The sequence below is a fragment of the Pseudoalteromonas sp. TP27 genome (assembly GCF_056470645.1).
This window is the reverse complement of sequence record NZ_JARDAK010000002.1, coordinates 313,625-335,073: the sequence shown is the minus strand read 5'-3', so window position 1 is coordinate 335,073 and position 21,449 is coordinate 313,625. Positions and strand designations below refer to the sequence as shown.

Here is a 21,449-nt window from a genome sequence, read left to right as displayed (position 1 = left end):
CCGTTCAAACAATTAAGGTAAAAGCATGAGCAACGAATTAAAAACTCAAGTTGTTATACTAGGCGGTGGTCCTGGTGGTTATTCTGCGGCTTTCCGTGCTGCTGACTTGGGCTTAGAAGTTACATTGGTAGAATCTCGTGAAACATTAGGCGGCGTATGTCTTAATGTTGGTTGTATTCCTTCAAAAGCACTTTTACACGTAGCTAAAGTGATTGATGATGCAGCTGAAATGTCATCTCATGGTGTTACTTTTGGCGCACCAAAGATCGATCTTGACCAAGTTCGTACTTGGAAAGATTCTGTAGTTGGCCAGTTAACTGGTGGACTAGAGGGCATGGCTAAAATGCGTAAAGTGAAAGTTGTATCTGGTTACGGCAAATTCACTGGCAGCAATACTTTAGTAGTTGAAGGCGCAGATGGCGCAACAACTATCACGTTTGATAACGCGATTATTGCAGCAGGTTCTAAACCAGTTAACTTACCTTTCATCCCACAAGATGACCGTGTAATTGATTCAACTGGCGCGCTAGAGCTTAAAGATGTACCAGAAAAACTACTTGTACTTGGTGGTGGTATTATCGGTCTTGAAATGGGTACGGTTTACCGTGCTCTTGGTTCTGCAATTGATGTTGTAGAATTTGCTGACCAATTAGTGCCAGCAGCTGATAAAGACATTATCAAGATTTACCAAAAATACGTAAGCAAAAAATTCAACGTAATGCTTTCAACTAAAGTTGTTGGCGTTGAAGCTAAAAAAGACGGCTTATATGTAACATTTGAAGGTAAAAACGCACCAGCAGAACCTGTACGTTACGATAAAGTGCTTGTTGCTGTAGGTCGTACTCCAAACGGTAACTTACTTGATGCAGATAAAGCAGGCGTAAACGTTGATGAACGTGGCTTTATTAATGTTGATAAGCAATTACGTACTAACGTTGACCATATTTTTGCCATTGGTGACTTAGTTGGCCAACCTATGCTTGCGCATAAAGCGGTTCATGAAGGTCATGTTGCTGCAGAAGTTATTTCTGGTCAGAAGCATTTCTTCGACCCTAAATGTATTCCTTCGATTGCTTACACTGACCCAGAAATCGCTTGGGTAGGTGTTACTGAGAAAGAAGCAAAAGAGCAAGGCTTAAAAATTGAAACTGCGGTGTTCCCGTGGGCAGCATCTGGCCGTGCTATTGCATCTGCTCGTACTGAAGGTTCTACAAAACTTATTTTTGATAAAGAAAGTGGTCGTATAATCGGTGGTGCTATGATCGGTATTAATGCGGGCGAAATGCTTGGCGAAATCGGTTTAGGTATTGAAATGGGTGCAGATGGTGAAGACTTAGCGCTTACTATTCATGCTCACCCTACATTGAACGAATCAATCGGCCTTGCAGCTGAGATTTTTGAAGGTTCAATCACTGACTTACCAAACAAAAAAGCAGTTAAAAAGAAGTAATTTAACTTTTTAGCATTTGTTTGAACAACCCAAGCCTGGCTTGGGTTTTTTTATGGGTGAAAGAACAGGTTTTAAATTACAGTGTTTTAATTATGCGTAGGCGCGGCTTTATGCCGCGCTTTTTAAATTAAAAACTTGCGCGAGGTATGCTCCGCATACGGGTTTTTATTACTGATTGCTAAAATTCTCGTCACAGCCCTTACATATCTATTACCATCAAATATAGTTACAATGCGCGCCTAATTAATTGAAGGTAAATACAGTGAAAAATGCAGTTTTGGCATTACGTGCTCAGCAAATAAGTGAATCTCGCCGTGAATTCAATGCGCGAGGCGGTAAATTAGATCGCTGTGAACAATGCTTAATAGCTAAACATTACTGTATTTGTAAAGGTGTTGAGCACGCTCAGTGCGATGCTGCTGTATGTTTACTGATGTACCATAATGAAAGTTTTAAGCCGTCTAATACAGGGCGATTAATCGCAGAGATTGTTCCTAATAACTATGCGTTTAGATGGGATAGAACAGACCCAGATCCTGCTTTTTTAGCTTTAATAAACGATCCCCAATATCAGCCAATGGTAGTATTTCCTGCTGAAGATGTAGAAGAGGGAAGAGCCATTACCGAAGTGAATATTGAAGAGGGTAAAAAGTTACTATTTATATTTTTAGATGGTACGTGGCGCGAAGCTAAAAAAATGATTCGTAAAAGCCCCTACCTAGATAACTTGCCAGTACTTTCTGTCACTGCTGATAAACTATCTGATTACCGCTTACGTGTTGCCCCTCATGCGCATCAGCTAGGCACTGCTGAAGTGGGGATTATGGTGTTAGCACTTGCGGGTGAAGTGGATGCCTCAACAAAGTTGGAGCAGCACTTTATTAAGTTTCGTGATGCGTATTTATTGGGTAAGCGCAATAAAGGCAGGCCATTAGAAGACTAAATTTATGCAGCTAAGCAAATGCTTGCTGCTCTTTTAAGTGAGTTATTGCTTTGTTTTGAATTGCCCTGAAGCCTTCTTCAGAGGTTAATTGCAAAACCGTATTATAGAGTTGGCTTATACTATTATGAGCCTGAATAAATGAGGTACAGTCCTCACCAATCATTTCTTTAGCTTCTTCGACTCGCTTTAAAAAGTAACAGCTAATATTGGTTTTTCCCTTAAAGTTAGTAGTCGCAATAGCGTTAGATATTCTATTAAGCTGATAACTAAACTCATCAGATCTGGCACCTTCTCCCCACTTGCCGGTGCGAATATCACTTTCTAATTGGATAATTACGTTAATTATATTTTTAAATTCGCTTATTGGCATATCAAAAAAGTTATAACCTGCAGGATTAAACAATACTTTATAAGGATTTTCTTGAGGAGTTTCCGTTGTAAAAATTCCGATAGGGCTAGCTGTATTTATGCTTGATGCTTTTAGTGAGAAGGTATTGCTTTGGGTCGTCTTAAAGTTCATGTCCATTGAGTATTTATAATCCTTATATTGTTTAGTTATCGGCGCAGCCTATTAAAAATTTAGTGAAATTTAAAACAAATACTCAGTTTCTTATCGATAAATAGACACCGCGTCTAAATCGATTGATGGTACTTGCTAAGTCCCAAATTTTAGACAAAGAAAAGCGCGCTCTATCTCTAGGCGCGCTTGCGGAATCTTCTAATTTTCTGCATCCTGCAATTGAACTTAATCAACTCCAATTTTTACTAATCCATGTTTATTACTATATTACTTTTTAGTTCTATGTAATGTAGGCCATCCGGGCCTGTATCCTTAAATTCCTAAACATCCTGTAGGGTAAATACTATTACCAAATCCTTAATTACACTTCCTAGTGTATCCCTATTTTAACCAATCCATTGTGTTGCCTTAAAAGGCCTGTCCTTTTATTCCTTCAACATCCTGTTGAACAACTTAGCCTGTTGTTATCCTTATTCGCATCTTCCTGACGCTGTCCTTTTTTACAACATTTCGTTGTGATACTCATCCTGAGCCTGTCCTAAATCCGTATTTTACTGGTAACCTAATCATTGGTTGGTTGAGTAAGCAGTCCATTTCCTTTTACTCAATAAGCGTCGTTGCTTGGTTGATGCGTAAATTATAGTGCAATAGAGCAACTAAAATAGGGATAAAACTACATTCAATTAGTATTTCTGCAATGGTAATAAAAATAAAACTCATATAATACAGTTTGTTAGTTGTTTTTTGAGTGTTTTTTATCTTGATTTTTACTCATTAGCTGTCACATCCGTGAGATATCTCTTACACGGCATTTCCTTTTTGGGCGTTATTTACATATTTACATTTATTTAAAGTGTGCACTTTTTGAATGAGCACGGTAGAATTCGATGATAATAACAATTATTTAGGTGAAATAATGAAGACAGTATTTACACTTGTTTTAGGGTTAGCAGTATCGGCACCTGCCTTTGCAAGTGACGTTGTTAATATCTATTCTTTTCGTCAGCCGTTTTTGATTCAGCCAATTTTAGACGATTTTACAAAACAAACGGGAATAAAAACCAATGTTGTTTTTGCTAAAAAAGGGTTAATTGAGCGTGTTAAACGCGAAGGTAAACATAGTAAAGCTGATTTAGTATTAACATCTAACTTTAGTGCGCTTATTCAATTAGAAGATTTAAAATTAACACAAACTATAAAAAGTGACAGTGTAAATAATAACGTGCCTGCAGCTTTTCGCGATGGCGACGGGCAATGGGTTGCGCTTACTAAGCGAGTGCGTAATGTATACTCATCAAAAGAGCGAGTTGGCGCATTACCTGAGCTCACTTATGAAGATTTAGCTGACCCTAAATACCAAGGGCAGATTTGTACGCGTTCTGGCAAACATCCATATAATTTAGGTTTAGTGGCTTCTATGATTGCACATCATGGTGAAGCGCAAACTAAAGAGTGGCTTGAAGGTGTTAAGGCTAATTTAGCACGTAAACCGCAAGGTAACGATCGTGCTCAAGTTAAAGCCGTTAAAGAAGGTCTATGTAACTTAGCATTAGGTAATAGTTACTACCTTGGCAAAATGCTAGAAGATAAAGAACAAAAAAGTTGGGCAGAGGCCGTAAATATTAACTTTCCGAATCAAACTAATCGTGGCTCACACATAAATGTATCGGGTGCGGTTATTACCAAATATGCTAAAAACCCTGAAAATGCGTTAAAGCTCATAGAGTATATGACCGACAGTAAAGCACAAAATATGTATGCCTCATTAAATATGGAGTATCCAGTTAAGTCGGGTGTTGAACTATCAAGTTTGGTTGCCTCTTGGGGGAGTTTTAAAGAAGACAGCTTGCCACTTGATGAGATAAGTAAATATCGTCCGTTAGCACTTAAGCTAATTGATGAGGTGAAGTTCGATCTTTAATGACTAATAAATTTAAGCTGTCTAAATGGCAGCTCTTTGCGTGGTCGACAGGCTTAATACTATCGGCTCCGTTGTTTTTTCTTCTTTTTGAATCTCTACAAGGTAGCTCTGAGGTGTTTTCTCACCTGTGGGATACCGTGCTTTGGGATTACATAACCAATACCGTATTGCTTGTTTTAGGTGTTTGTGTCCTTAGCTGCGCCATTGCATTACCTCTTGGCTGGCTAACAGCTTATTGTACTTTCCCCGGTAAAAAACAGTTTGAATGGGCACTTATGCTGCCCCTTGCTATGCCCACCTATATTATTGCCTATGTATACACTGATTTATTAGATTATGCGGGCCCGGTGCAAATAGCGCTGAGGGAATGGTTTGGCTGGCAATCACCTAATGACTATTGGTTTTTTGATATTCGTACATTACCCGGCGCCATAGTTATGATTGCCTTGGTGCTTTATCCGTATTTATTTTTAATTTTTAAAACGGCTCTTCGCGAGCAGTCATTTAAATTAGTACAAGCTAGCCAGTTAATGGGGCTATCTCCTTGGCAAAGTTTTTTTAAAGTAAGCTTGGTGCTTTCTCGTGGGGCAATTGTTGCGGCTCTTGCGCTTATAAGCATGGAAACCATGGCTGACTTTGCAACCGTCAGCTATTTTGCCGTAAGTACATTAACGACTGCCGTATACGATACGTGGTTTGGTTATTACTCACTTACAGCGGCAGCTAAAATATCGGGTGTGATGTTATTACTGTTATTTTTAGCATTAATGGCAGAGCGCTTTAGTCGTCGTAACCAAGCGGTATTTGAACGCCAATCAAGTGTAAATAGTGAATCTCTCTATGTATTAAAAGGAAAGTCAGCTTGGCTCGCAACGGCATTTTGCAGCTTTATTTTACTTATCGCGTTTGTAATTCCTATTGCAGTACTTATAAATTACGCCATTACCTACTTTGATAAAGCATGGAATGTAGAGTTTTTTAGTTACGCTTGGCAAAGTTTAAAAGTGGCAGGGGTTGTGAGCCTAATAACGATTACGCTAAGTATTTTTGTTGTGTTTTATCAGCGCGTGGCAAAGCAAACATATCCGCTTATTCCAGGGCGTTTAGCAAGCACAGGATATGCGTTGCCTGGAACAGTACTCGCTATTGCGGTTTTATTACCTCTTACATTATTAGAAAACACCATTAATACCGTGCTAGAGAGGTATAATTTAGATATTGGCTTACTGCTTACAGGTAGCATTCTTACTATTATTATTGCTTATATTGTTAGGTTTTACGCCATTGCACACGGAGCAATTGAGTCGAGTTTTTTACGTATTAGCCCATCACTTGATATGGCAAGCCAATCAATGGGTAAAAGCCAAGGGCAAACGCTGCGTTTAGTGCACCTACCTTTACTGCGAAGAGGATTGCTTACTGCTGCATTATTGGTATTTATTGAGTGTATGAAAGAACTGCCGGCTGCGTTATTGCTCAGACCGTTTAATTTTGAAAGCTTAGCTACTCATGTATTTCAGTATGTGAGTGACGAGCAATTAGAGCTTGCTTCAATATCGGCATTATTTATTGTTATTGTTGGGTTTATTCCTTTGTATTTTATTAATCGTTCTATGGAGCAGCGTAGTTAAATGAGTAGTTTAATTTTACAAGGCGTGAGCTATCACTATAACGGTACACAGGTTATTCACGATTTAGATTTAACGGTAGGTAAAGATGAAATAGTATGCTTACTTGGTGCGAGTGGATGCGGCAAAACGACCACATTAAAAGCGATTGCAGGTTTAATTGAAGCCAAGCAAGGGTCTATTTTTATAGACGGTAAATTAGTGAGTGATGAGCAATCGTTTGTCTCGCCAGAGCATCGCAACATCGGCATGATGTTTCAAGATTATGCGTTGTTTCCGCATTTAACGGTAGCAAATAATATCGCATTTGGGCTTAGTAAAATGAGTAAAGCTCAAAAGCAGCAACGCGTTGATGAAATGCTTAAGCTTGTGCATTTAATTGGCTGTGCCGACAGGTTCCCGCATCAGTTATCGGGTGGTCAACAGCAGCGCGTAGCTATTGCTCGTGCATTAGCTTATAAGCCTAGTTTATTGCTACTTGATGAGCCCTTTTCAAATATCGACACACAAGTACGCTTTGAATTAATTGCCGATATCCGCCGAATTATAAAGGCAACTCAGGTATCTGCTGTGTTTGTTACACACTCAAAAGAAGAGGCGTTTGCCTTTTCAGATACACTTGCCATTATGCATCGCGGTAAAATTGAGCAACAAGGCACGCCTGAGCAGCTTTTTGCAGCGCCATGTTCAAAGGAGGTTGCAGAGTTTCTGGGTCAGGGCATATACTTAAGCGCAGAAGTGTTAACCGCAACTGAATACAGAACACCATTTGGTTTAGTCGAATCTTATGTTGAGAGTAAGCATAACGTAAGCGTAGGGCTTATATATGTGCGCCCTCATCAAATAGAATTAGTGGCAGATAACCAGAGTGACAAGTTCAGCAAGCGAGCTACAATCATAAGTCGTCGCTTTATTGGTTCGGCGTATGTTTATTCGCTTGTTATTGATGAACAAGAAATTGAAGTTGCTGCACAATATGGCCAGTCATTTGAAAATAATGAACAGGTTATAATAAAAATAAAACCTCACACGGTGAATTTTTTCGAATCGTAATTAATTTGTTATTCGCTGTGTTTTTATCTGTAAAACTAAGGAATAACAATGGCGCAAGCGCAATCAGGGATTTGTGCTGAAGCAAACTTACACGGTTTGCACTTATTTTTTAATGTGTTTGATGGTCAAGATGAATCACTTCGCGCAAAGTTAAAACAAGTAAGCGCTATTGAAGAAGAGTTTAGCGATCAATTTTCAGAATCAATGCTCTCTTGTATGGTTGCTATTGGTGCCCAGTATTGGCCGCATATCCTCCCTGAATACATCCCAAGCGAATTACAGAGCTTTCCTAATATAAACCACAGCGATCACCAAATGAGCGTACAACCGTGCGATTTATTTGTGCAAATTCGCTCTGACCGTGAAGACGTTAACCATTTATTTGCGCTGCAAATTTTAAAACTATTTGCCCCCGATGTTGAGCTGGTGGAGCAAATTCGTAACTTTCGCTTTTTAGATGGTCGTGATTTTAACGGTTTTATTTATGGTGGCGACACCGCGCATGGAAGAAAAAAGCGCGCTACGGCTTTAATTAGTAACCCTGGCAATTTTGAAGATCAGGGGAGTTATATTCATGTTCAGCGTTATAAGCATGACTTAACTATGTGGCAGCATTTATCATTGAGTGAGCAAGAACAAATAATGGGGCGTACGCGCCTTGATAACACACTAATTACCCCCGCGATTGAAACCAGCCATGCTTCGCGAAGTGAGCTAAAAGACGAAGACGGCCAACCGCTACTATTAAATCAAAGCATGCCTTATGGCGATGTATATGAGCAGGGAATGTTATTAATTACATGTGCTTGTACGGGTACTGCATTTGAAAAAGTACTTAATAGCCGTTTAGGGGAAGGAGATTGTTACGACCACTGGCTTGATTTTACTCAAGCCGATATGGGTTCTGCTTTTTTTGCACCTTCAGTCGGGTTTTTAAAACAGATTTAGTTTACTAATTTAGTTATTAAACCGTATCAAATAAAATGCGAACACGTTCAAGCGTTACGTCTATTTCAGATATTTTAGCTGGGGCGATAAAAATAGTATCGTCGCCTGCAATTGTGCCTAGTACGCCATCTGCTTTACCTAATGAATCTAATAAGCGCGCAATAAGCTGAGCCGCACCAGGGCTGGTACGAATGATGATCATCATTTCGTTGTGCATAATGTCGATTACTAATTGGCGTAACGGGCTCTTGGCCGTAGGTACACCCATTTCAGCTGGTAAGCAGTAAACCATTTCTTGTTTAGCATTACGTGTGCGTACAGCGCCAAATTTACTTAACATGCGTGACACTTTACTTTGGCTAATGTTGTCAAAGCCTTGATCTTTTAACGCATCAACTATTTCGCCTTGAGAGCCAAAGTTTTCTTCTTTTAAAAGCGATTTAAATGCTTTTACTAGTGCTTCTTGTTTATCTTGTGGTTGCATAGTCTTCATTCGTTTTTGTTATTTATGCCGTAAATTCTACACAATAATGAATAATTATGCAGCAGTTGTTTAGTTAACTTGCCAGTTTGATGCGTTAAATCACAAAAGTTTACGACTATGGTCGAAAATATACTTGAAATAGACAGGATAAATTTGTTTTTAGTCGCTAATTTCATTATCTTAAGAGCCACAAATGTTTCCTACCTCAAATTACGGAGAATTCCAATGAAAGTTGCTGTATTAGGTGCTGCAGGCGGTATCGGCCAAGCGTTGTCTTTATTATTAAAAACAGGCTTACCAGCTGGCTCTGAATTATCACTTTATGATGTTGCACCAGTAGTACCAGGTGTTGCGGTTGACCTTTCTCACATCCCAACAGATGTTAAAGTAGCAGGTTTTGGCGCAGATGAATTAAACAAAGCGCTTGAAGGCTCTGATATCGTTCTTATCCCAGCGGGTATGCCACGTAAACCAGGTATGGATCGTGCTGATTTATTTAATGTAAATGCTGGCATCATCAAAACGTTAGCAGAAGGCATTGTTGCTAGCTGTCCTAAAGCGTTAGTAGGTATTATTACTAACCCAGTAAACGGCACAGTTCCAATTGTTGCTGAAGTATTTAAAAAAGCAGGTACTTACGACGCTAAACGTGTATTCGGTATTACTACGCTTGACGTTATTCGTTCAGAAGCATTTGTTGCTGAACTTAAAGGCGTAGACGTAGCAACTGTTAAAGTACCAGTAATTGGCGGTCACTCAGGAACAACTATTCTTCCTCTACTTTCTCAGGTTGAAGGTGTTTCTTTCACTGATGAAGAAGTTGCTGCACTTACTCCACGTATCCAAAATGCGGGAACTGAAGTTGTAAATGCTAAAGCCGGTGGCGGTTCAGCTACATTATCAATGGGCGCAGCTGCTGCTCGTTTTTGTATGTCTTTAGTTAAAGGCCTACAGGGTGAAGACGTTGTAGATTACGCTTACGTTGCTGTTGAAAATGGCGATGCAGAGTACTTTGCACACCCAGTACGTTTAGGTAAAAACGGCGTAGAAGAAATTCTTTCTTATGGCGAACTAAGCGCATTTGAAACAAAAGCAAAAAATGACATGCTTGAAACACTGAAAAAAGACATCAAAGAAGGTGTTGATTTCATGGCGTAATAGCCAAAGTAGAATAACAAAAAAGCCTGCATTTGCAGGCTTTTTTATTGCTCAGAATTAATGTCACACTGTGTAACTAGTTAAAACTAGTGGTCGCGGTCAACCGCAATACGTGCAAGGCTTATGAGCGCTTGCTTATAGTCAGACTCTTCTAAAAAGTCTAAACACGCAATGGCTTTGTCAGCTTCAAGCTCTGCTTTTTGCATTGTAAACTCAAGCGCATTGGTTTGCTTTAGTGCCGATAAAATTTCTTCTAAATGCTCCATACCATTGCAGTGCTCTATTGCGTCACGAATAAGCTGCGTTTGCTGCTCGCTACCATTTTGCATAGCATAAATAAGTGGAAGCGTTGGTTTGCCTTCAGCTAAATCATCACCAATGTTTTTACCCAACTGCTCAGCATCTGCATTGTAATCGAGTACGTCATCCACTAACTGAAACGCAGTCCCTAAATGCATGCCGTACAGGTTTAGTGCATCAAGCGTGGTTTGATCTTGCTCAGTGATAATAGCAGCAAGCCCTGTAGCGGCTTCAAACAACTTAGCCGTTTTAGAGTAAATAACCTGCATATAACTGGCTTCGGTTGTATCTGGGTCGTTGCAGTTCATTAGCTGCAATACTTCGCCTTCAGCAATAATGTTTGTTGCATCGGCAAGTACTTGCATAACCTGCATTTTTCCAAGGCCAACCATAAGCTGAAATGAACGAGTGTAAATAAAGTCACCAACCAATACGCTAGCGGCATTACCAAATTCAGCATTTGCTGTAGGCGTGCCACGTCGTAAGTTTGATTCATCAACAACATCATCATGCAATAGCGTTGCTGTATGAATAAACTCAACAATTGTTGCAAGCGTTATGTGATCTTTACCCTGATAACCGAGTGCTTTGGCCGCTAAAATCGCCAGCATGGGACGAACGCGCTTGCCGCCACTGCTAACTATATATAAACCAAGCTGATTAACTAACGCCACATCTGAGCGCATTTGCGCATGTATAAGTTGATTGACGTCATTCATATCGCTTTCGATTAACGCCTGGATAGCTTTTATATCCATTGATCTCCGAGCCAATTTTTATGTGTGAACGGCGCAGATTGTACAACAAAAAATGCACTAGCTCGATATTTTGTGACGATTGATTGAAAAAACACTATTAAAGTACTTAATTTAGCCTGAATTAGCCAAGATAACTGATTAATTGCTAATCAATATACCCTTTACGGTGTGCTTAGATATTAAGCTGTGAGGGTTATATTTGAGTGCATTAATTTATTTCGTCCAAGAGTTAAAAAGCGCTTGGCAAAAGGGCTAATTAATATAAAATGGGGTAAATATTGAATTGCTCTCAAAGCAGCTACTTTTTATTCATTTTAATTACAAAATAGGCTTGCTAGTTATTTCGCGTTAGCGTAAACTTCGCGCCCTATCGAAGAATATTTTAGTTGCGCCGATTTGAGGGTGCACAGACGGAGTTAATTATGTACGCGGTTTTCCAAAGTGGTGGTAAACAGCATCGTGTGACTGAAGGTCAAACGATTCGTCTTGAAAAATTAGACGTTGAAACTGGTGCGGCAGTAGAATTTGATTCAGTACTTTTAGTTGCTGATGGTGAGAAAATCGAGATCGGTGTACCGTTCGTAAACGGTGGCAAGATAACAGCTGAGGTTGTTTCACATGGTCGCGGTGAGAAGATTAAGGTTGTTAAATTTAGACGCCGTAAGCATTCTCGTAAGCAAATGGGCCATCGTCAATGGTTCACTGAAGTTAAAATCACTAGCATTAGCGCTTAATTAGAGGTACTTAGAAATGGCACATAAAAAAGCAGCTGGTAGTACTCGTAACGGTCGCGATTCAGAAAGCAAACGCCTAGGTGTTAAGCGTTTTGGTGGCGAATCAGTTCTAGCGGGTAGCATCATTGTTCGTCAGCGTGGAACTCGTTTCCACCCTGGTACTAACGTAGGTATCGGTAAAGACCACACTATCTTCGCAAAAGCAGATGGTAAAGTTCAATTTGAACAGAAAGGTCCTTTAAACCGTAAATACGTAACTATCGTAACTGAGTAATCAGTAAGGTAGTTAAAAACCCCGCCTTTGCGGGGTTTTTTGTTTTGTAGTCAGTCAAAATATATACCCAAGCCTGCATTTGTGTTGGCTTGGGTATATAATAGAGTTATTAAACAAGCCAATCCCTAAAGTGAGTAATCATGAAGTTTGTAGATGAAGTAGAAATTCGCGCAGAAGCTGGAGACGGTGGCAGCGGCATCGTGTCTTTCCGTCGTGAAAAATATGTTCCAGATGGTGGACCAGACGGCGGTGACGGTGGAGACGGTGGTAGTGTTTATCTACAAGCTGATGAAAACTTAAATACCCTGATTGACTATCAGTTTGAGCGCTTCCATAGAGCCGAACGTGGTACTAACGGTCGTAGCCGTAACTGTACAGGCCGAAAAGCCGATGACTTATTTGTTATGGTGCCTGTAGGCACGCGCATCATGGATGTTGATACCCAAGAGGGACTTGGCGACTTAACTCAAGATGGTCAACGGATTTTGGTTGCAAAAGGTGGTTTCCACGGCTTGGGGAATGCACGTTTTAAATCAAGTACTAACCGAGCACCTCGTCAAAAAACATTGGGCACACCCGGTGAAGTACGTAACTTAAAGTTAGAGTTACTATTATTAGCTGATGTAGGCTTACTTGGGTTACCAAATGCAGGTAAATCTACGTTTATCCGCAGTGTATCGGCAGCTCGCCCTAAAGTAGCTGATTATCCGTTTACGACGCTTATTCCTAATTTAGGTGTAGTTCGTCCTGAAGCAAATAAATCATTTGTTATAGCGGATATTCCGGGTCTAATTGAAGGTGCATCTGATGGTGCAGGCTTAGGTATTCGCTTCTTGAAGCATTTAGAGCGTTGTCGTGTGTTATTGCACATTATTGATGTAATGCCGGTAGATGGTTCAAACCCTGTTGATAATGCATTCTCAATTATTAACGAGCTACATCAATACAGCCCTAAATTAGCTGAAAAACCACGCTGGTTAGTTTTTAATAAAATAGATTTATTACCAGAGGATGAAGCAAAAGCGCTTTGTGAAGCGATTGCAGAAGAGCTGGGTGAAACTGAAAATATTTATCATATTTCAGCAATCAATAAGCTTAATACTCAACCTTTAATCCATAACATAATGACACTACTTGATAGCATGCCTAAAGAGAAGTTTGTACAAGTTGAAGATGAAGAAGTTGAATTTAAGTGGGATACCTATCATGAAAAAGCCACTAAAGGTAAGGGCAATGATGATGATTGGGACGACTGGGATGAAGATGATTACGACGTAGAAGTAGTCTACGAGCGTTAATTAAATAGAATTTATTAAAAAGGAGCTTATGCTCCTTTTTCTTTGTTAAGAATAAAGTACTAGGTGTTTATTATGATAATTTCAATGATTGCTGCAATGGCAAATAACCGTGTAATTGGCCTAGATAATAAAATGCCATGGCATTTACCAGCAGATCTTCAGCATTTTAAAAAGGTAACTACGGGTAAGCCGGTGATCATGGGTCGTAAAACATTTGAGTCGATAGGTCGTCCTTTACCAGGGCGTCGTAATATTATTATTACTCGAAATAGTGAATATACTGCGCAGGGCATTGAAACTGTAACTACCCCAGAAGCCGCATTAAAGCTAGTTTGTGATGTAGAAGAAGTAATGATTATTGGTGGCGGTAATATCTATGAGCAATTTTTACCAAAAGCTGATCGCTTGTATTTAACTTTTATTGATTTAGATGTTAATGGCGATACACAGTTTCCTGATTACAATAAAGTCGCTAATTGGAACGTAAAAGAAGAGCAAGATAACCTTCCTGATGAAAAGAACAAATCTAGTTATAAGTTCGTAACCTTATATAAAGCACGTTAACATTATTGCGTAATTTTTAGTAGGTTGATATAATATTAAACAGTCTATATAGGAATAAAGTACCATAAAGGGTTTGTCATGTTTAAATTATCAAAGCTAGTAGTAGTTACTGCTGTTGTAGCAGTAAGTTCGTTTTCGTATACCGCACCTGTAAGTGCAGAAGATCAATTAGCAGTATCTATTTGCGAATATATTGCTGCAGACGATAAAAACCGATTACGTAGTAAGCTTAAAAGTTCTCGCGTGAAAATTCGTAATATTTATGATGCAGTGCAATGTAACGGTAATAACTTGCTACGTCATGCCGTTGCTAGTAATGCAGTGGATACTGGTGAGTATATAGTTAAAAACTTATCAAAAAGTGCGTTAGCTGATGGCGCTGATATTAGTTGGGTAGAAGGCAATTTTGCTAGCTCACCGCTTATTGCAGTGATTAAAGAGCGTGCTGGTCTTTAGTTATAAAACATTTTATAATTTTATCATCAATATTGTGCGTCCAAAAGTTGATAGCCTAGGGTTGTTATAAATAATAACACTAGGCTAACATATATTTAAGACGGTAAAGAATTCGTCTGTTTCTTAACCTCCCACTTTCATGCAAGATCATTAATAAGCTTCATAACTGACCAGCCTGCTTTAAACTGCCATAAATATTCCTTTCAGAAAACAGCTTCAAATTTGTCTTTTCAAAAGATGTAACTTTATTCAGCTCGTATCTATTTTGAATCTGGTAGTTTATTTACAAACTTAAACACCAAGGATAGATATGAAAGCTGTAATTCCAGTAGCAGGCTTAGGGACGAGAATGCTCCCTATGACAAAAGCTATTCCAAAAGAAATGCTCCCAATAGTCGATAAACCACTTATTCAATATATTGTCAGCGAATGTGTGTCTGCTGGTATTAAAGATATTGTATTAGTGACACATAGCTCTAAAAATGCAATCGAAAACCACTTTGATACAAGTTACGAGCTAGAAGCGACTCTTGAAAAGCGGGTTAAACGTGCTTTATTAGATGAGATTCGCTCTATTTGTCCGCCTGATGTCACCATTATGAGTGTACGCCAAGGTGAAGCTAAAGGGCTAGGGCATGCTATTTTATGCGCGAAGCCGATAGTAGGCGACAATGATTTTGTCGTACTCCTGCCAGACGTGATACTTGATGCTTATACAGCAGACCAAAAAACTGAAAACTTAGCCGCAATGATTAAACGCTTTAAAGAAACTCAAGCAAGCCAAATAATGCTTGAGCCGGTAGCTAAAGAAGACGTTAGTAAATATGGTATTGCTGATATAAACGGTGTTGAGTTAATGCCAGGTAAAAGTGCTGCAATTAAAGCGATGGTTGAAAAGCCCGATGCAGATTTAGCACCTTCAAATCTTGCAGTTGTAGGGCGATATGTACTGAGTAAAAATATTTGGCCTCTACTCGCAAAAACCTCTGTAGGTGCTGGCGGTGAAATACAGCTTACTGATTCTATTGATGCGTTAATGGCGCAAGAAACTGTTGAAGCATTTCATATGAGTGGCCGCTCTCACGATTGTGGAGATAAGCTCGGTTATTTAAAAGCAATTGTAGAGTACAGCATGCGGGATAAAAAGTTAGGTAATGACTTTTCTCGCTTTATAAACGATTTAAATTTACCTTAACTGCAGAGCATATTCTACGTTCTACACTAGGCTGCTCTGAGCTACTAAGTTAGCCTTACTTTTTCTACACTGTAATAAATTACGTAGTATAGTTGTTACTTATTCTGTATTAATCTTTTCAAGGAACTACCATGATTGAGCAAGGCCAAGAATTACCAGCGGTTACACTAACGCAATTAACTGACGATGGTATGCAGTCTCTTACAAATAAAGAGTTGTTTGAAGGTAAAAAAATCGTGTTATTTGCAGTACCAGGTGCATTTACACCAACGTGCTCTAACGCACATTTACCTGAATTTATTACCCTTGCGGATAAAATTAAAGCAAAGGGCGTTGATGCTATTTACTGTGTATCTGTTAATGATGCATTTGTAATGAAAGCATGGGGCGACTCACAAAACGCACAAGAAATTTCAATGCTTGCTGATGGCGATGGAAGTTTTACTAAATCGTTAGGGCTTGATAAAGATACTGCTGGTTTTGGTGGTGTACGTTCAACGCGTTACGCTATGATTATTGAAAATGCAGTAGTAACTGGTTTATTTGTAGAGCAAGACAAAGAGTTTGTTGTAAGCCGTGCAGAAGCAGTACTAGAGAAGCTATAACAGTAATAAAGTATAGACTTTAGCTTTAATTACTCAGCTATTTATTATAAAAAAACCGATGTTGAAAACAACATCGGTTTTTTATTTACGGTTAAAACTTAAAGCTACGGTTGGTATTGCCCGCTAAGTGTTAAACCAGAGAAAGTGCTATAAGCGTTAACGCTTAAGTGCCAAGTACCTGCTTGCGGGTTTGTGAATGTACATGTTTCTGCATTGCCACTTTTATAAGGGCGACAATCGTACGTAGTTGTTGTTGGTTGGCTGCCGTATTTAACAAATAAATCTGCATCACCACTTCCGCCTGACGTTGTTACTGTAAATGTACTCATTCCTGCTGGCACATCTAACGTGTAATGTTTCCACTGACCAGTATTGGCTGTCACATCGCTTATAGTGCCGCCGCCTGCTTGTGGAGTACCTGAACCGCCACCCGATGATGAACCACCAGTAATATTACCTACCAAGCTAACAGCTGAATACGCAGAGTAGCCGTTAAGCATTACGTGGTAAGTTCCCGCAGTAGGGTTATCAATAGAACACTCTTCGCTATTACCGCCCTCATAAGGACGACAATCATAGGTAGTCGTTGTAGGTTTACTGCCTGCACGTACGTATAAATCAGCATCGCCAGTACCACCACTCATAGTGAATGTTACGTTAGTTGCACCGCTTGGTACGGTCATCGTGTAAAATGCTTGTGCATTTGCAGCCCCACTTAAACCTGTTTTAGCTTCACCATTAATAAGCTCGCTATCACCGCCTGTAGGCGGAGTAGTGCCGCCACTTGCTGCTGCCACTGCTGCGGCTGCATCAACAATACCCGTACCACAGCTAGTACATGTAGCAGGGAACGAACGGGTTGTTGATTTTAAAATACTTTCTATTTCGTCAGGCGTTGCATCTGGTTTTGCTTGCTTAATAAGTGCCGCAACACCAGCAACATGAGGCGCAGCCATTGATGTACCTTGTGAGTAGCCATAGCTGTCGCTTGAAGGTGTAGACGAACCTGAGTTATAAGTTGATAAAACACCCTCTGAGTCGTTTGCAAAACTTTGTGCGCCACCTGGCGCTGCAACATCAATGTTACTACCATAGTTTGAGTAATAAGCTCGGCCGCCATTACGACCAACCGATGCAACGTTTACTACACCATTACAGTTACCTGGATTGTAGTTTGCTGAGTTATCGTTATCGTTACCTGCAGCAATAACAACCACAGTGCCGTTACTACGTGCAGTGTTAATTGCATTTTGAGTTGTAGAGCTACATGAACCGCTGCCACCTAAACTCATATTTATTACATCTGCAGGGTTTGAGTTAGCAGGAATGCCTGAAACACTACCGCCAGATGCCCAAATAATACCATCTGCAATATCAGAGGTTAAACCACCACACTTACCAAGTACACGAACAGGAACTACTTTTGCGTTATAAGCTACACCAGCAACGCCTTCGCCATTGTTAGTTACTGCTGCAACTGTTCCAGCAACGTGAGTACCATGCCAGCTAGAGTTTTGTGCACCGTTAGTGCCACATTCATTCGCAGCAACTGCATCACCAGGATCTCGAGCATCGCTATCGCGACCACCGCCGTCATTCGCTACCGATAGGTTAGAGATCATATCGTAACCCGGTAAAATATTAGCATTTAAATCGGCATGTGGGCGGTAACCCGTATCAAGTACAGCTACAACTACACCGCTACCTGTTGCAGTATCCCATGCAGTAGGTAAGTTTAAACCACCGGCTTGCTCGTAGTAATGCCATTGATCATCAAAGCGCGGATCGTTAGGAGTCGAAAACGGCTTTAACATTTGATCTACTTCAATGTATTCCACATTGCCTGAATTAACCATTTCTTGCATAAATTCTTGCGCTTCTGCTGTACTTAATTTTTTATCAGCACGCATGACGTGGTGGTTATTAAGTGCCATTGCACGAATATATTTAGCTTTTACTTTGCCTTTTTTAGGAGCGAAGTTTTTAACAAAGCTCTGTGCACGCTTTTTCATATTAGACGGACTTGCGTCTGCAGTTGAAAAACTCGCCATTTCGTTATTATTTTTATATTTAATAATGAACTGAGTTTCAAAGCCACCTTGGCTTTGTAGCTTAGCTGACGTTTCAGCCATTGAGCTTGAAACCGATTGAGCCATGCCTGATGTTGCAGCAAAAAGCGTACTAACTGTAAGTGCAATTGCGCATTTTTTAAAAGTTTTACTAGTTGTCATAATTATCCCTAGATTTTTATTTATTATTTCGCGATGTAAAATCACGATGCGGGAACGAAAGTAAACTATCTGTTAACCAGGTTAAAATATCAATTTAGTATGTACCTCTTTCATTTAGTTATAACTCAGGTTTTTAGCGGTTTGCTCGTTGTTTAGTATTTGTTATATAAATTAAAAATAAGTATAAAGGATTGTTTTATTGTGAGGGTAGTTATTCCCCACTTATTACTGATGCGTTTTTGTTGTGTTATTACCAATAATTCAAATGCTGCGTTGTTAGCTATCAAACTTTGCTATAATCGAGCAAATTTTTTAATGAGATAAATAAATGACCCAAGTAGATGTAATTGTAATAGGTGCGGGAGCAGCAGGATTAATGTGTGCAGCGCAAGCTGGATACCGTGGCCGAAGCGTTACAGTACTTGATATGGGAAAAAAACCAGGTCGTAAAATTTTAATAAGTGGTGGTGGGCGTTGCAATTTTACAAATGAAAATGCAACTCCGGATAACTACTTATGCACAAACTCTCATTTTGTTAAATCATGTTTAAGTCGCTATACACAGCATGACTTTATTGAGCTGGTGGACAGGCATGGCTTGGCGTATCACCATAAAACACTAGGCCAGCTTTTTTGCGATAACAATGCACAAGACATTGTTGATATTTTACTGACCGAATGTGAGTGGGCGGGAGTAAATATAAAGCTACGCAATGAAGTGATCAGCGTATCAAAAACCGAAACTGGTTATAGCGTTACCACAGAGCAAGATACATTAACCTGTGAGTCGTTAGTTATTGCATCGGGTGGCTTAACTATGCCTAAACTGGGTGCAACACCAATTGGCTATAAGGTTGCAGAGCAGTTTGGGTTAAATGTATTGCCAACCATGGCAGCACTTGTACCATTTACTTTGCACCAGCACGATAAAGACCGTTTTGAAGGACTTTCGGGAATTAGTATCCCATGTGAAGTTTCAAGCGAAGACGGCACTGTATTTAAAGAAAATATCCTCTTTACTCACCGAGGGTTATCGGGCCCTGCAATATTACAAATAAGCTCATTTTGGCGAGCAGGGCAGGCTGTAACTATAAACCTATTACCTGAAATTGATTTAAGGCAGCAACTTGCTGACTGGCGAGAAACGCAAGCCCAAAAGTCGTTAAAAAACAGCCTTGCGACCATTTTACCTAAACGCTTTATAGAAATACTGCACGAAAGCAAAGCGATTCCAGATTGTAATATTAATCAGCTTACACATGCTCAAATAGATGAGTTGGTAAATTATATTCACGCTTGGCAAATTAAACCCAATGGCACTGAAGGTTATAGAACAGCAGAAGTGACATTGGGCGGTGTAGATACCGACGAGTTGAGCTCAAAAACCTTTGAAGCCAAAAAAGCCAAAGGCCTATACTTTATCGGCGAAGTAACCGATGTAACAGGTTGGTTAGGGGGCTACAATTTTCAGTACGCCTGGAGCTGTGGATTTGCTTGTGGGCAGTATTGCTAAATTTTTATAAAGCGTAATAGTCTTTGTCTATATATTAAAAATTGTAATTCAGTAGGCTTAAATAAAATTAGGTCTACTGAAAGTACATTGAACCTTGTACTTTATCGTATTTTTGTTGTTATTTATCTTCCCAGTAACGTTAGCTTTATTAAGCTATCAATTACCTCAAGGTTAAATAATTTACGCATTCACGTACGCTATACACTCTTCTTATTTGTTCACGCTTTTATCACCTTAAGCAAGTTGCTGCTAAAATTTATAACTTGCACCACTTGAATGTTTTCTTACTCAACTAACCTGTATTTTTGCAATTTGCTGTTTGGTTTATCAGGTATTGTCATTTCAATTAGCGCGGCATCTATAGCTGGTTTTAGGTAGCGTTCTCTAAAGTGCTTTCTATCTTTTAAATTCAATTTTGCCTGTAATTGTTTTCGATTTAAAGAACCTTCCACTTGGTATAGCACATTTAACAAGGCTTTAACTTGTGGGGTCTGTTGGGGTTTTTGTGTTGGGGTTTTTTCTTGGGGGGTCGCTTCTTTGTCTGATAATGAATCACTAAATGCTAAAAGCATACGTAAAACATTTTCGAGTATGTATTCTATAAAGGCGCAGGAGTCGCCTGTTTCTGTACTGGTACCTATTGCTGCATGGTACTGCTCTTCACTCATCGCGACGATGCTTTCTATAGGTATTAGATCAAATAATGGATTCCATTGTTTTAATATTTGGGTGTGCCAAATACACCCAATACGGCTATTACCATCAACAAAAGGATGTATAAATTTAAGCTCATAGTGAAACACCGAACTTTTTATAAGTGGGTGTTGATCGGAACTTGTAAGCCAGTTAAATAGCTCTTCCATCATTTTTGGAATGTGCAAAGCTTGTGGAGCCATTTGCAATTTTTTGCCTTTGTCGTCGACATTGCTGGAGCGGTAATTACCGGCGCCAGCTCCTTGCGATAGCGTGAGGATTTTATGTCCACTCAAAAAGTCACTGCAGAGATTAGTATTCAAATTAGGTAATTGGTTGTACGTATTAATAATATCGCTTTTCTCTTGAGCAATTTCAGCCGATAAAAAGTCATCATTACGATGTAGTGTATCTATTTTTCGGCTTGTTAAATCACGGTTTTCAATAGCGAGAATGCTTTGAATCTGGTTTTCAATAATGTTCTCGCGATCTTGATTTATGTCGTGTTTACTATAAAAAGCAGACAACTTACCAAGGGCTTCGGCAATATCAGAAATATAATGAATAGTTTTTGTTGTGATCGTAAAGGGAGGTTGAAATTGACTCATGAAATAATACATTTTAAGCTTTGATTCTATCTATAAGATACGCTGATCACACTCAAAAGTCAGCGTTATTGGTACAATTTAAATTATTAAAACAAGATAAAGCCCTCTTTATAAA

At 39.5% G+C, this 21,449-nt stretch carries 20 protein-coding genes; 15 read left to right on the top strand and 5 right to left on the bottom strand.

The genetic code is table 11. From position 1 onward, the window contains the following. Window positions 1-25 precede the first annotated feature (25 nt). Window positions 26-1,450 (top strand): dihydrolipoyl dehydrogenase, encoded by a 1,425-nt coding sequence (gene lpdA / locus PX700_RS03810; RefSeq protein WP_479519903.1) that lies wholly within the window; start codon window positions 26-28, stop codon window positions 1,448-1,450. A 262-nt stretch (window positions 1,451-1,712) separates the two neighbouring features. Continuing rightward, window positions 1,713-2,393 carry a tRNA-uridine aminocarboxypropyltransferase gene (locus PX700_RS03805; protein WP_415637457.1) on the top strand — a complete coding sequence of 227 codons (681 nt, stop codon included), beginning with the start codon at window positions 1,713-1,715 and terminating at the stop codon, window positions 2,391-2,393. A gap of 10 nt (window positions 2,394-2,403) precedes the next feature. Here the strand turns inward: PX700_RS03805 and PX700_RS03800 are convergent, their stop codons facing one another. Next, window positions 2,404-2,919 (bottom strand): hypothetical protein, encoded by a 516-nt coding sequence (locus PX700_RS03800; RefSeq protein WP_479519902.1) that lies wholly within the window; start codon window positions 2,917-2,919, stop codon window positions 2,404-2,406. Window positions 2,920-3,829: 910 nt separating this feature from the next. Between PX700_RS03800 and PX700_RS03795 the strand changes: the two genes are divergently transcribed. From PX700_RS03795 to PX700_RS03780, 4 genes are read left to right on the top strand one after another with little or no spacing between them, the layout of a single operon-like run. Beyond that, entirely contained in the window at window positions 3,830-4,834 is a 1,005-nt protein-coding gene (locus PX700_RS03795; RefSeq protein ID WP_479519901.1) for a Fe(3+) ABC transporter substrate-binding protein, read from the top strand. Beyond that, complete coding sequence (locus tag PX700_RS03790; protein WP_479519900.1) at window positions 4,834-6,465, top strand: ABC transporter permease; 1,632 nt, start codon at window positions 4,834-4,836, stop codon at window positions 6,463-6,465. Before PX700_RS03795 ends, PX700_RS03790 begins: the two co-directional genes overlap by 1 nt. Then, window positions 6,466-7,515, top strand: a complete 1,050-nt coding sequence (locus PX700_RS03785) for an ABC transporter ATP-binding protein (RefSeq protein ID WP_415637461.1) — start codon at window positions 6,466-6,468, stop codon at window positions 7,513-7,515. 48 nt (window positions 7,516-7,563) lie between these two features. Further along, window positions 7,564-8,463 (top strand): Dyp-type peroxidase, encoded by a 900-nt coding sequence (locus PX700_RS03780; RefSeq protein ID WP_479519899.1) that lies wholly within the window; start codon window positions 7,564-7,566, stop codon window positions 8,461-8,463. Between the two features lie 16 nt (window positions 8,464-8,479). Here the strand turns inward: PX700_RS03780 and argR are convergent, their stop codons facing one another. Then, window positions 8,480-8,947 carry a transcriptional regulator ArgR gene (gene argR, locus PX700_RS03775; RefSeq protein WP_002957753.1) on the bottom strand — a complete coding sequence of 156 codons (468 nt, stop codon included), beginning with the start codon at window positions 8,945-8,947 and terminating at the stop codon, window positions 8,480-8,482. 225 nt (window positions 8,948-9,172) lie between these two features. On the opposite strand from argR, the gene mdh reads away from it, so the two are divergent. Further along, window positions 9,173-10,105, top strand: coding sequence for a malate dehydrogenase (gene mdh / locus PX700_RS03770; RefSeq protein ID WP_193154889.1), 933 nt, complete (start codon window positions 9,173-9,175; stop codon window positions 10,103-10,105). Between the two features lie 86 nt (window positions 10,106-10,191). On the opposite strand, the gene ispB is transcribed toward mdh, so the two are convergent. Then, on the bottom strand, window positions 10,192-11,163 hold the full coding sequence (ispB, locus tag PX700_RS03765) for an octaprenyl diphosphate synthase (RefSeq protein WP_415637462.1): 972 nt from the start codon (window positions 11,161-11,163) through the stop codon (window positions 10,192-10,194). A 422-nt stretch (window positions 11,164-11,585) separates the two neighbouring features. Between ispB and rplU the strand changes: the two genes are divergently transcribed. The 7 genes from rplU to PX700_RS03730 all read left to right on the top strand — a co-directional run bounded on the left by rplU (window position 11,586) and on the right by PX700_RS03730 (window position 16,289). Beyond that, the gene (gene rplU, locus PX700_RS03760) at window positions 11,586-11,897 is read left to right on the top strand and encodes a 50S ribosomal protein L21 (RefSeq protein ID WP_002957748.1); all 312 of its coding nucleotides are present in this window, start codon (window positions 11,586-11,588) and stop codon (window positions 11,895-11,897) included. Window positions 11,898-11,913: 16 nt separating this feature from the next. After that, entirely contained in the window at window positions 11,914-12,171 is a 258-nt protein-coding gene (gene rpmA, locus PX700_RS03755; RefSeq protein ID WP_002957747.1) for a 50S ribosomal protein L27, read from the top strand. 140 nt (window positions 12,172-12,311) lie between these two features. Then, window positions 12,312-13,469 (top strand): Obg family GTPase CgtA, encoded by a 1,158-nt coding sequence (gene cgtA, locus PX700_RS03750; protein ID WP_007586086.1) that lies wholly within the window; start codon window positions 12,312-12,314, stop codon window positions 13,467-13,469. 72 nt (window positions 13,470-13,541) lie between these two features. Beyond that, entirely contained in the window at window positions 13,542-14,033 is a 492-nt protein-coding gene (gene folA / locus PX700_RS03745) for a type 3 dihydrofolate reductase (RefSeq protein ID WP_415637464.1), read from the top strand. 78 nt (window positions 14,034-14,111) lie between these two features. Further along, on the top strand, window positions 14,112-14,489 hold the full coding sequence (locus PX700_RS03740) for a DUF3718 domain-containing protein (RefSeq protein WP_415637465.1): 378 nt from the start codon (window positions 14,112-14,114) through the stop codon (window positions 14,487-14,489). A 310-nt stretch (window positions 14,490-14,799) separates the two neighbouring features. Beyond that, window positions 14,800-15,684 (top strand): UTP--glucose-1-phosphate uridylyltransferase GalU, encoded by an 885-nt coding sequence (galU, locus tag PX700_RS03735; RefSeq protein ID WP_166419663.1) that lies wholly within the window; start codon window positions 14,800-14,802, stop codon window positions 15,682-15,684. A 131-nt stretch (window positions 15,685-15,815) separates the two neighbouring features. Next, window positions 15,816-16,289, top strand: a complete 474-nt coding sequence (locus PX700_RS03730) for a peroxiredoxin (protein ID WP_415637466.1) — start codon at window positions 15,816-15,818, stop codon at window positions 16,287-16,289. Between the two features lie 104 nt (window positions 16,290-16,393). On the opposite strand, the gene PX700_RS03725 is transcribed toward PX700_RS03730, so the two are convergent. Further along, window positions 16,394-18,520 (bottom strand): S8 family peptidase, encoded by a 2,127-nt coding sequence (locus tag PX700_RS03725; protein WP_479519898.1) that lies wholly within the window; start codon window positions 18,518-18,520, stop codon window positions 16,394-16,396. A gap of 328 nt (window positions 18,521-18,848) precedes the next feature. Between PX700_RS03725 and PX700_RS03720 the strand changes: the two genes are divergently transcribed. Next, complete coding sequence (locus PX700_RS03720; protein ID WP_479519897.1) at window positions 18,849-20,033, top strand: BaiN/RdsA family NAD(P)/FAD-dependent oxidoreductase; 1,185 nt, start codon at window positions 18,849-18,851, stop codon at window positions 20,031-20,033. A gap of 284 nt (window positions 20,034-20,317) precedes the next feature. On the opposite strand, the gene PX700_RS03715 is transcribed toward PX700_RS03720, so the two are convergent. After that, entirely contained in the window at window positions 20,318-21,334 is a 1,017-nt protein-coding gene (locus tag PX700_RS03715; protein WP_479519896.1) for a Fic family protein, read from the bottom strand. Between the last annotated feature and the right edge of the window lie 115 nt (window positions 21,335-21,449).

What these genes read in the sequence shown, in the direction of transcription:
- PX700_RS03800 (WP_479519902.1), bottom strand. Translation starts at nt 2,919, where the DNA reads ATGGACATGAACTTTAAGACGACCCAAAGCAATACCTTCTCACTAAAA.
- rpmA (WP_002957747.1), top strand. Translation starts at nt 11,914, where the DNA reads ATGGCACATAAAAAAGCAGCTGGTAGTACTCGTAACGGTCGCGATTCA.
- argR (WP_002957753.1), bottom strand. Translation starts at nt 8,947, where the DNA reads ATGCAACCACAAGATAAACAAGAAGCACTAGTAAAAGCATTTAAATCG.
- PX700_RS03740 (WP_415637465.1), top strand. Translation starts at nt 14,112, where the DNA reads ATGTTTAAATTATCAAAGCTAGTAGTAGTTACTGCTGTTGTAGCAGTA.
- PX700_RS03785 (WP_415637461.1), top strand. Translation starts at nt 6,466, where the DNA reads ATGAGTAGTTTAATTTTACAAGGCGTGAGCTATCACTATAACGGTACA.
- PX700_RS03725 (WP_479519898.1), bottom strand. Translation starts at nt 18,520, where the DNA reads ATGACAACTAGTAAAACTTTTAAAAAATGCGCAATTGCACTTACAGTT.
- PX700_RS03730 (WP_415637466.1), top strand. Translation starts at nt 15,816, where the DNA reads ATGATTGAGCAAGGCCAAGAATTACCAGCGGTTACACTAACGCAATTA.
- PX700_RS03780 (WP_479519899.1), top strand. Translation starts at nt 7,564, where the DNA reads ATGGCGCAAGCGCAATCAGGGATTTGTGCTGAAGCAAACTTACACGGT.
- folA (WP_415637464.1), top strand. Translation starts at nt 13,542, where the DNA reads ATGATAATTTCAATGATTGCTGCAATGGCAAATAACCGTGTAATTGGC.
- lpdA (WP_479519903.1), top strand. Translation starts at nt 26, where the DNA reads ATGAGCAACGAATTAAAAACTCAAGTTGTTATACTAGGCGGTGGTCCT.
- PX700_RS03795 (WP_479519901.1), top strand. Translation starts at nt 3,830, where the DNA reads ATGAAGACAGTATTTACACTTGTTTTAGGGTTAGCAGTATCGGCACCT.
- cgtA (WP_007586086.1), top strand. Translation starts at nt 12,312, where the DNA reads ATGAAGTTTGTAGATGAAGTAGAAATTCGCGCAGAAGCTGGAGACGGT.
- mdh (WP_193154889.1), top strand. Translation starts at nt 9,173, where the DNA reads ATGAAAGTTGCTGTATTAGGTGCTGCAGGCGGTATCGGCCAAGCGTTG.
- PX700_RS03715 (WP_479519896.1), bottom strand. Translation starts at nt 21,334, where the DNA reads ATGAGTCAATTTCAACCTCCCTTTACGATCACAACAAAAACTATTCAT.
- PX700_RS03790 (WP_479519900.1), top strand. Translation starts at nt 4,834, where the DNA reads ATGACTAATAAATTTAAGCTGTCTAAATGGCAGCTCTTTGCGTGGTCG.
- ispB (WP_415637462.1), bottom strand. Translation starts at nt 11,163, where the DNA reads ATGGATATAAAAGCTATCCAGGCGTTAATCGAAAGCGATATGAATGAC.
- rplU (WP_002957748.1), top strand. Translation starts at nt 11,586, where the DNA reads ATGTACGCGGTTTTCCAAAGTGGTGGTAAACAGCATCGTGTGACTGAA.
- galU (WP_166419663.1), top strand. Translation starts at nt 14,800, where the DNA reads ATGAAAGCTGTAATTCCAGTAGCAGGCTTAGGGACGAGAATGCTCCCT.
- PX700_RS03720 (WP_479519897.1), top strand. Translation starts at nt 18,849, where the DNA reads ATGACCCAAGTAGATGTAATTGTAATAGGTGCGGGAGCAGCAGGATTA.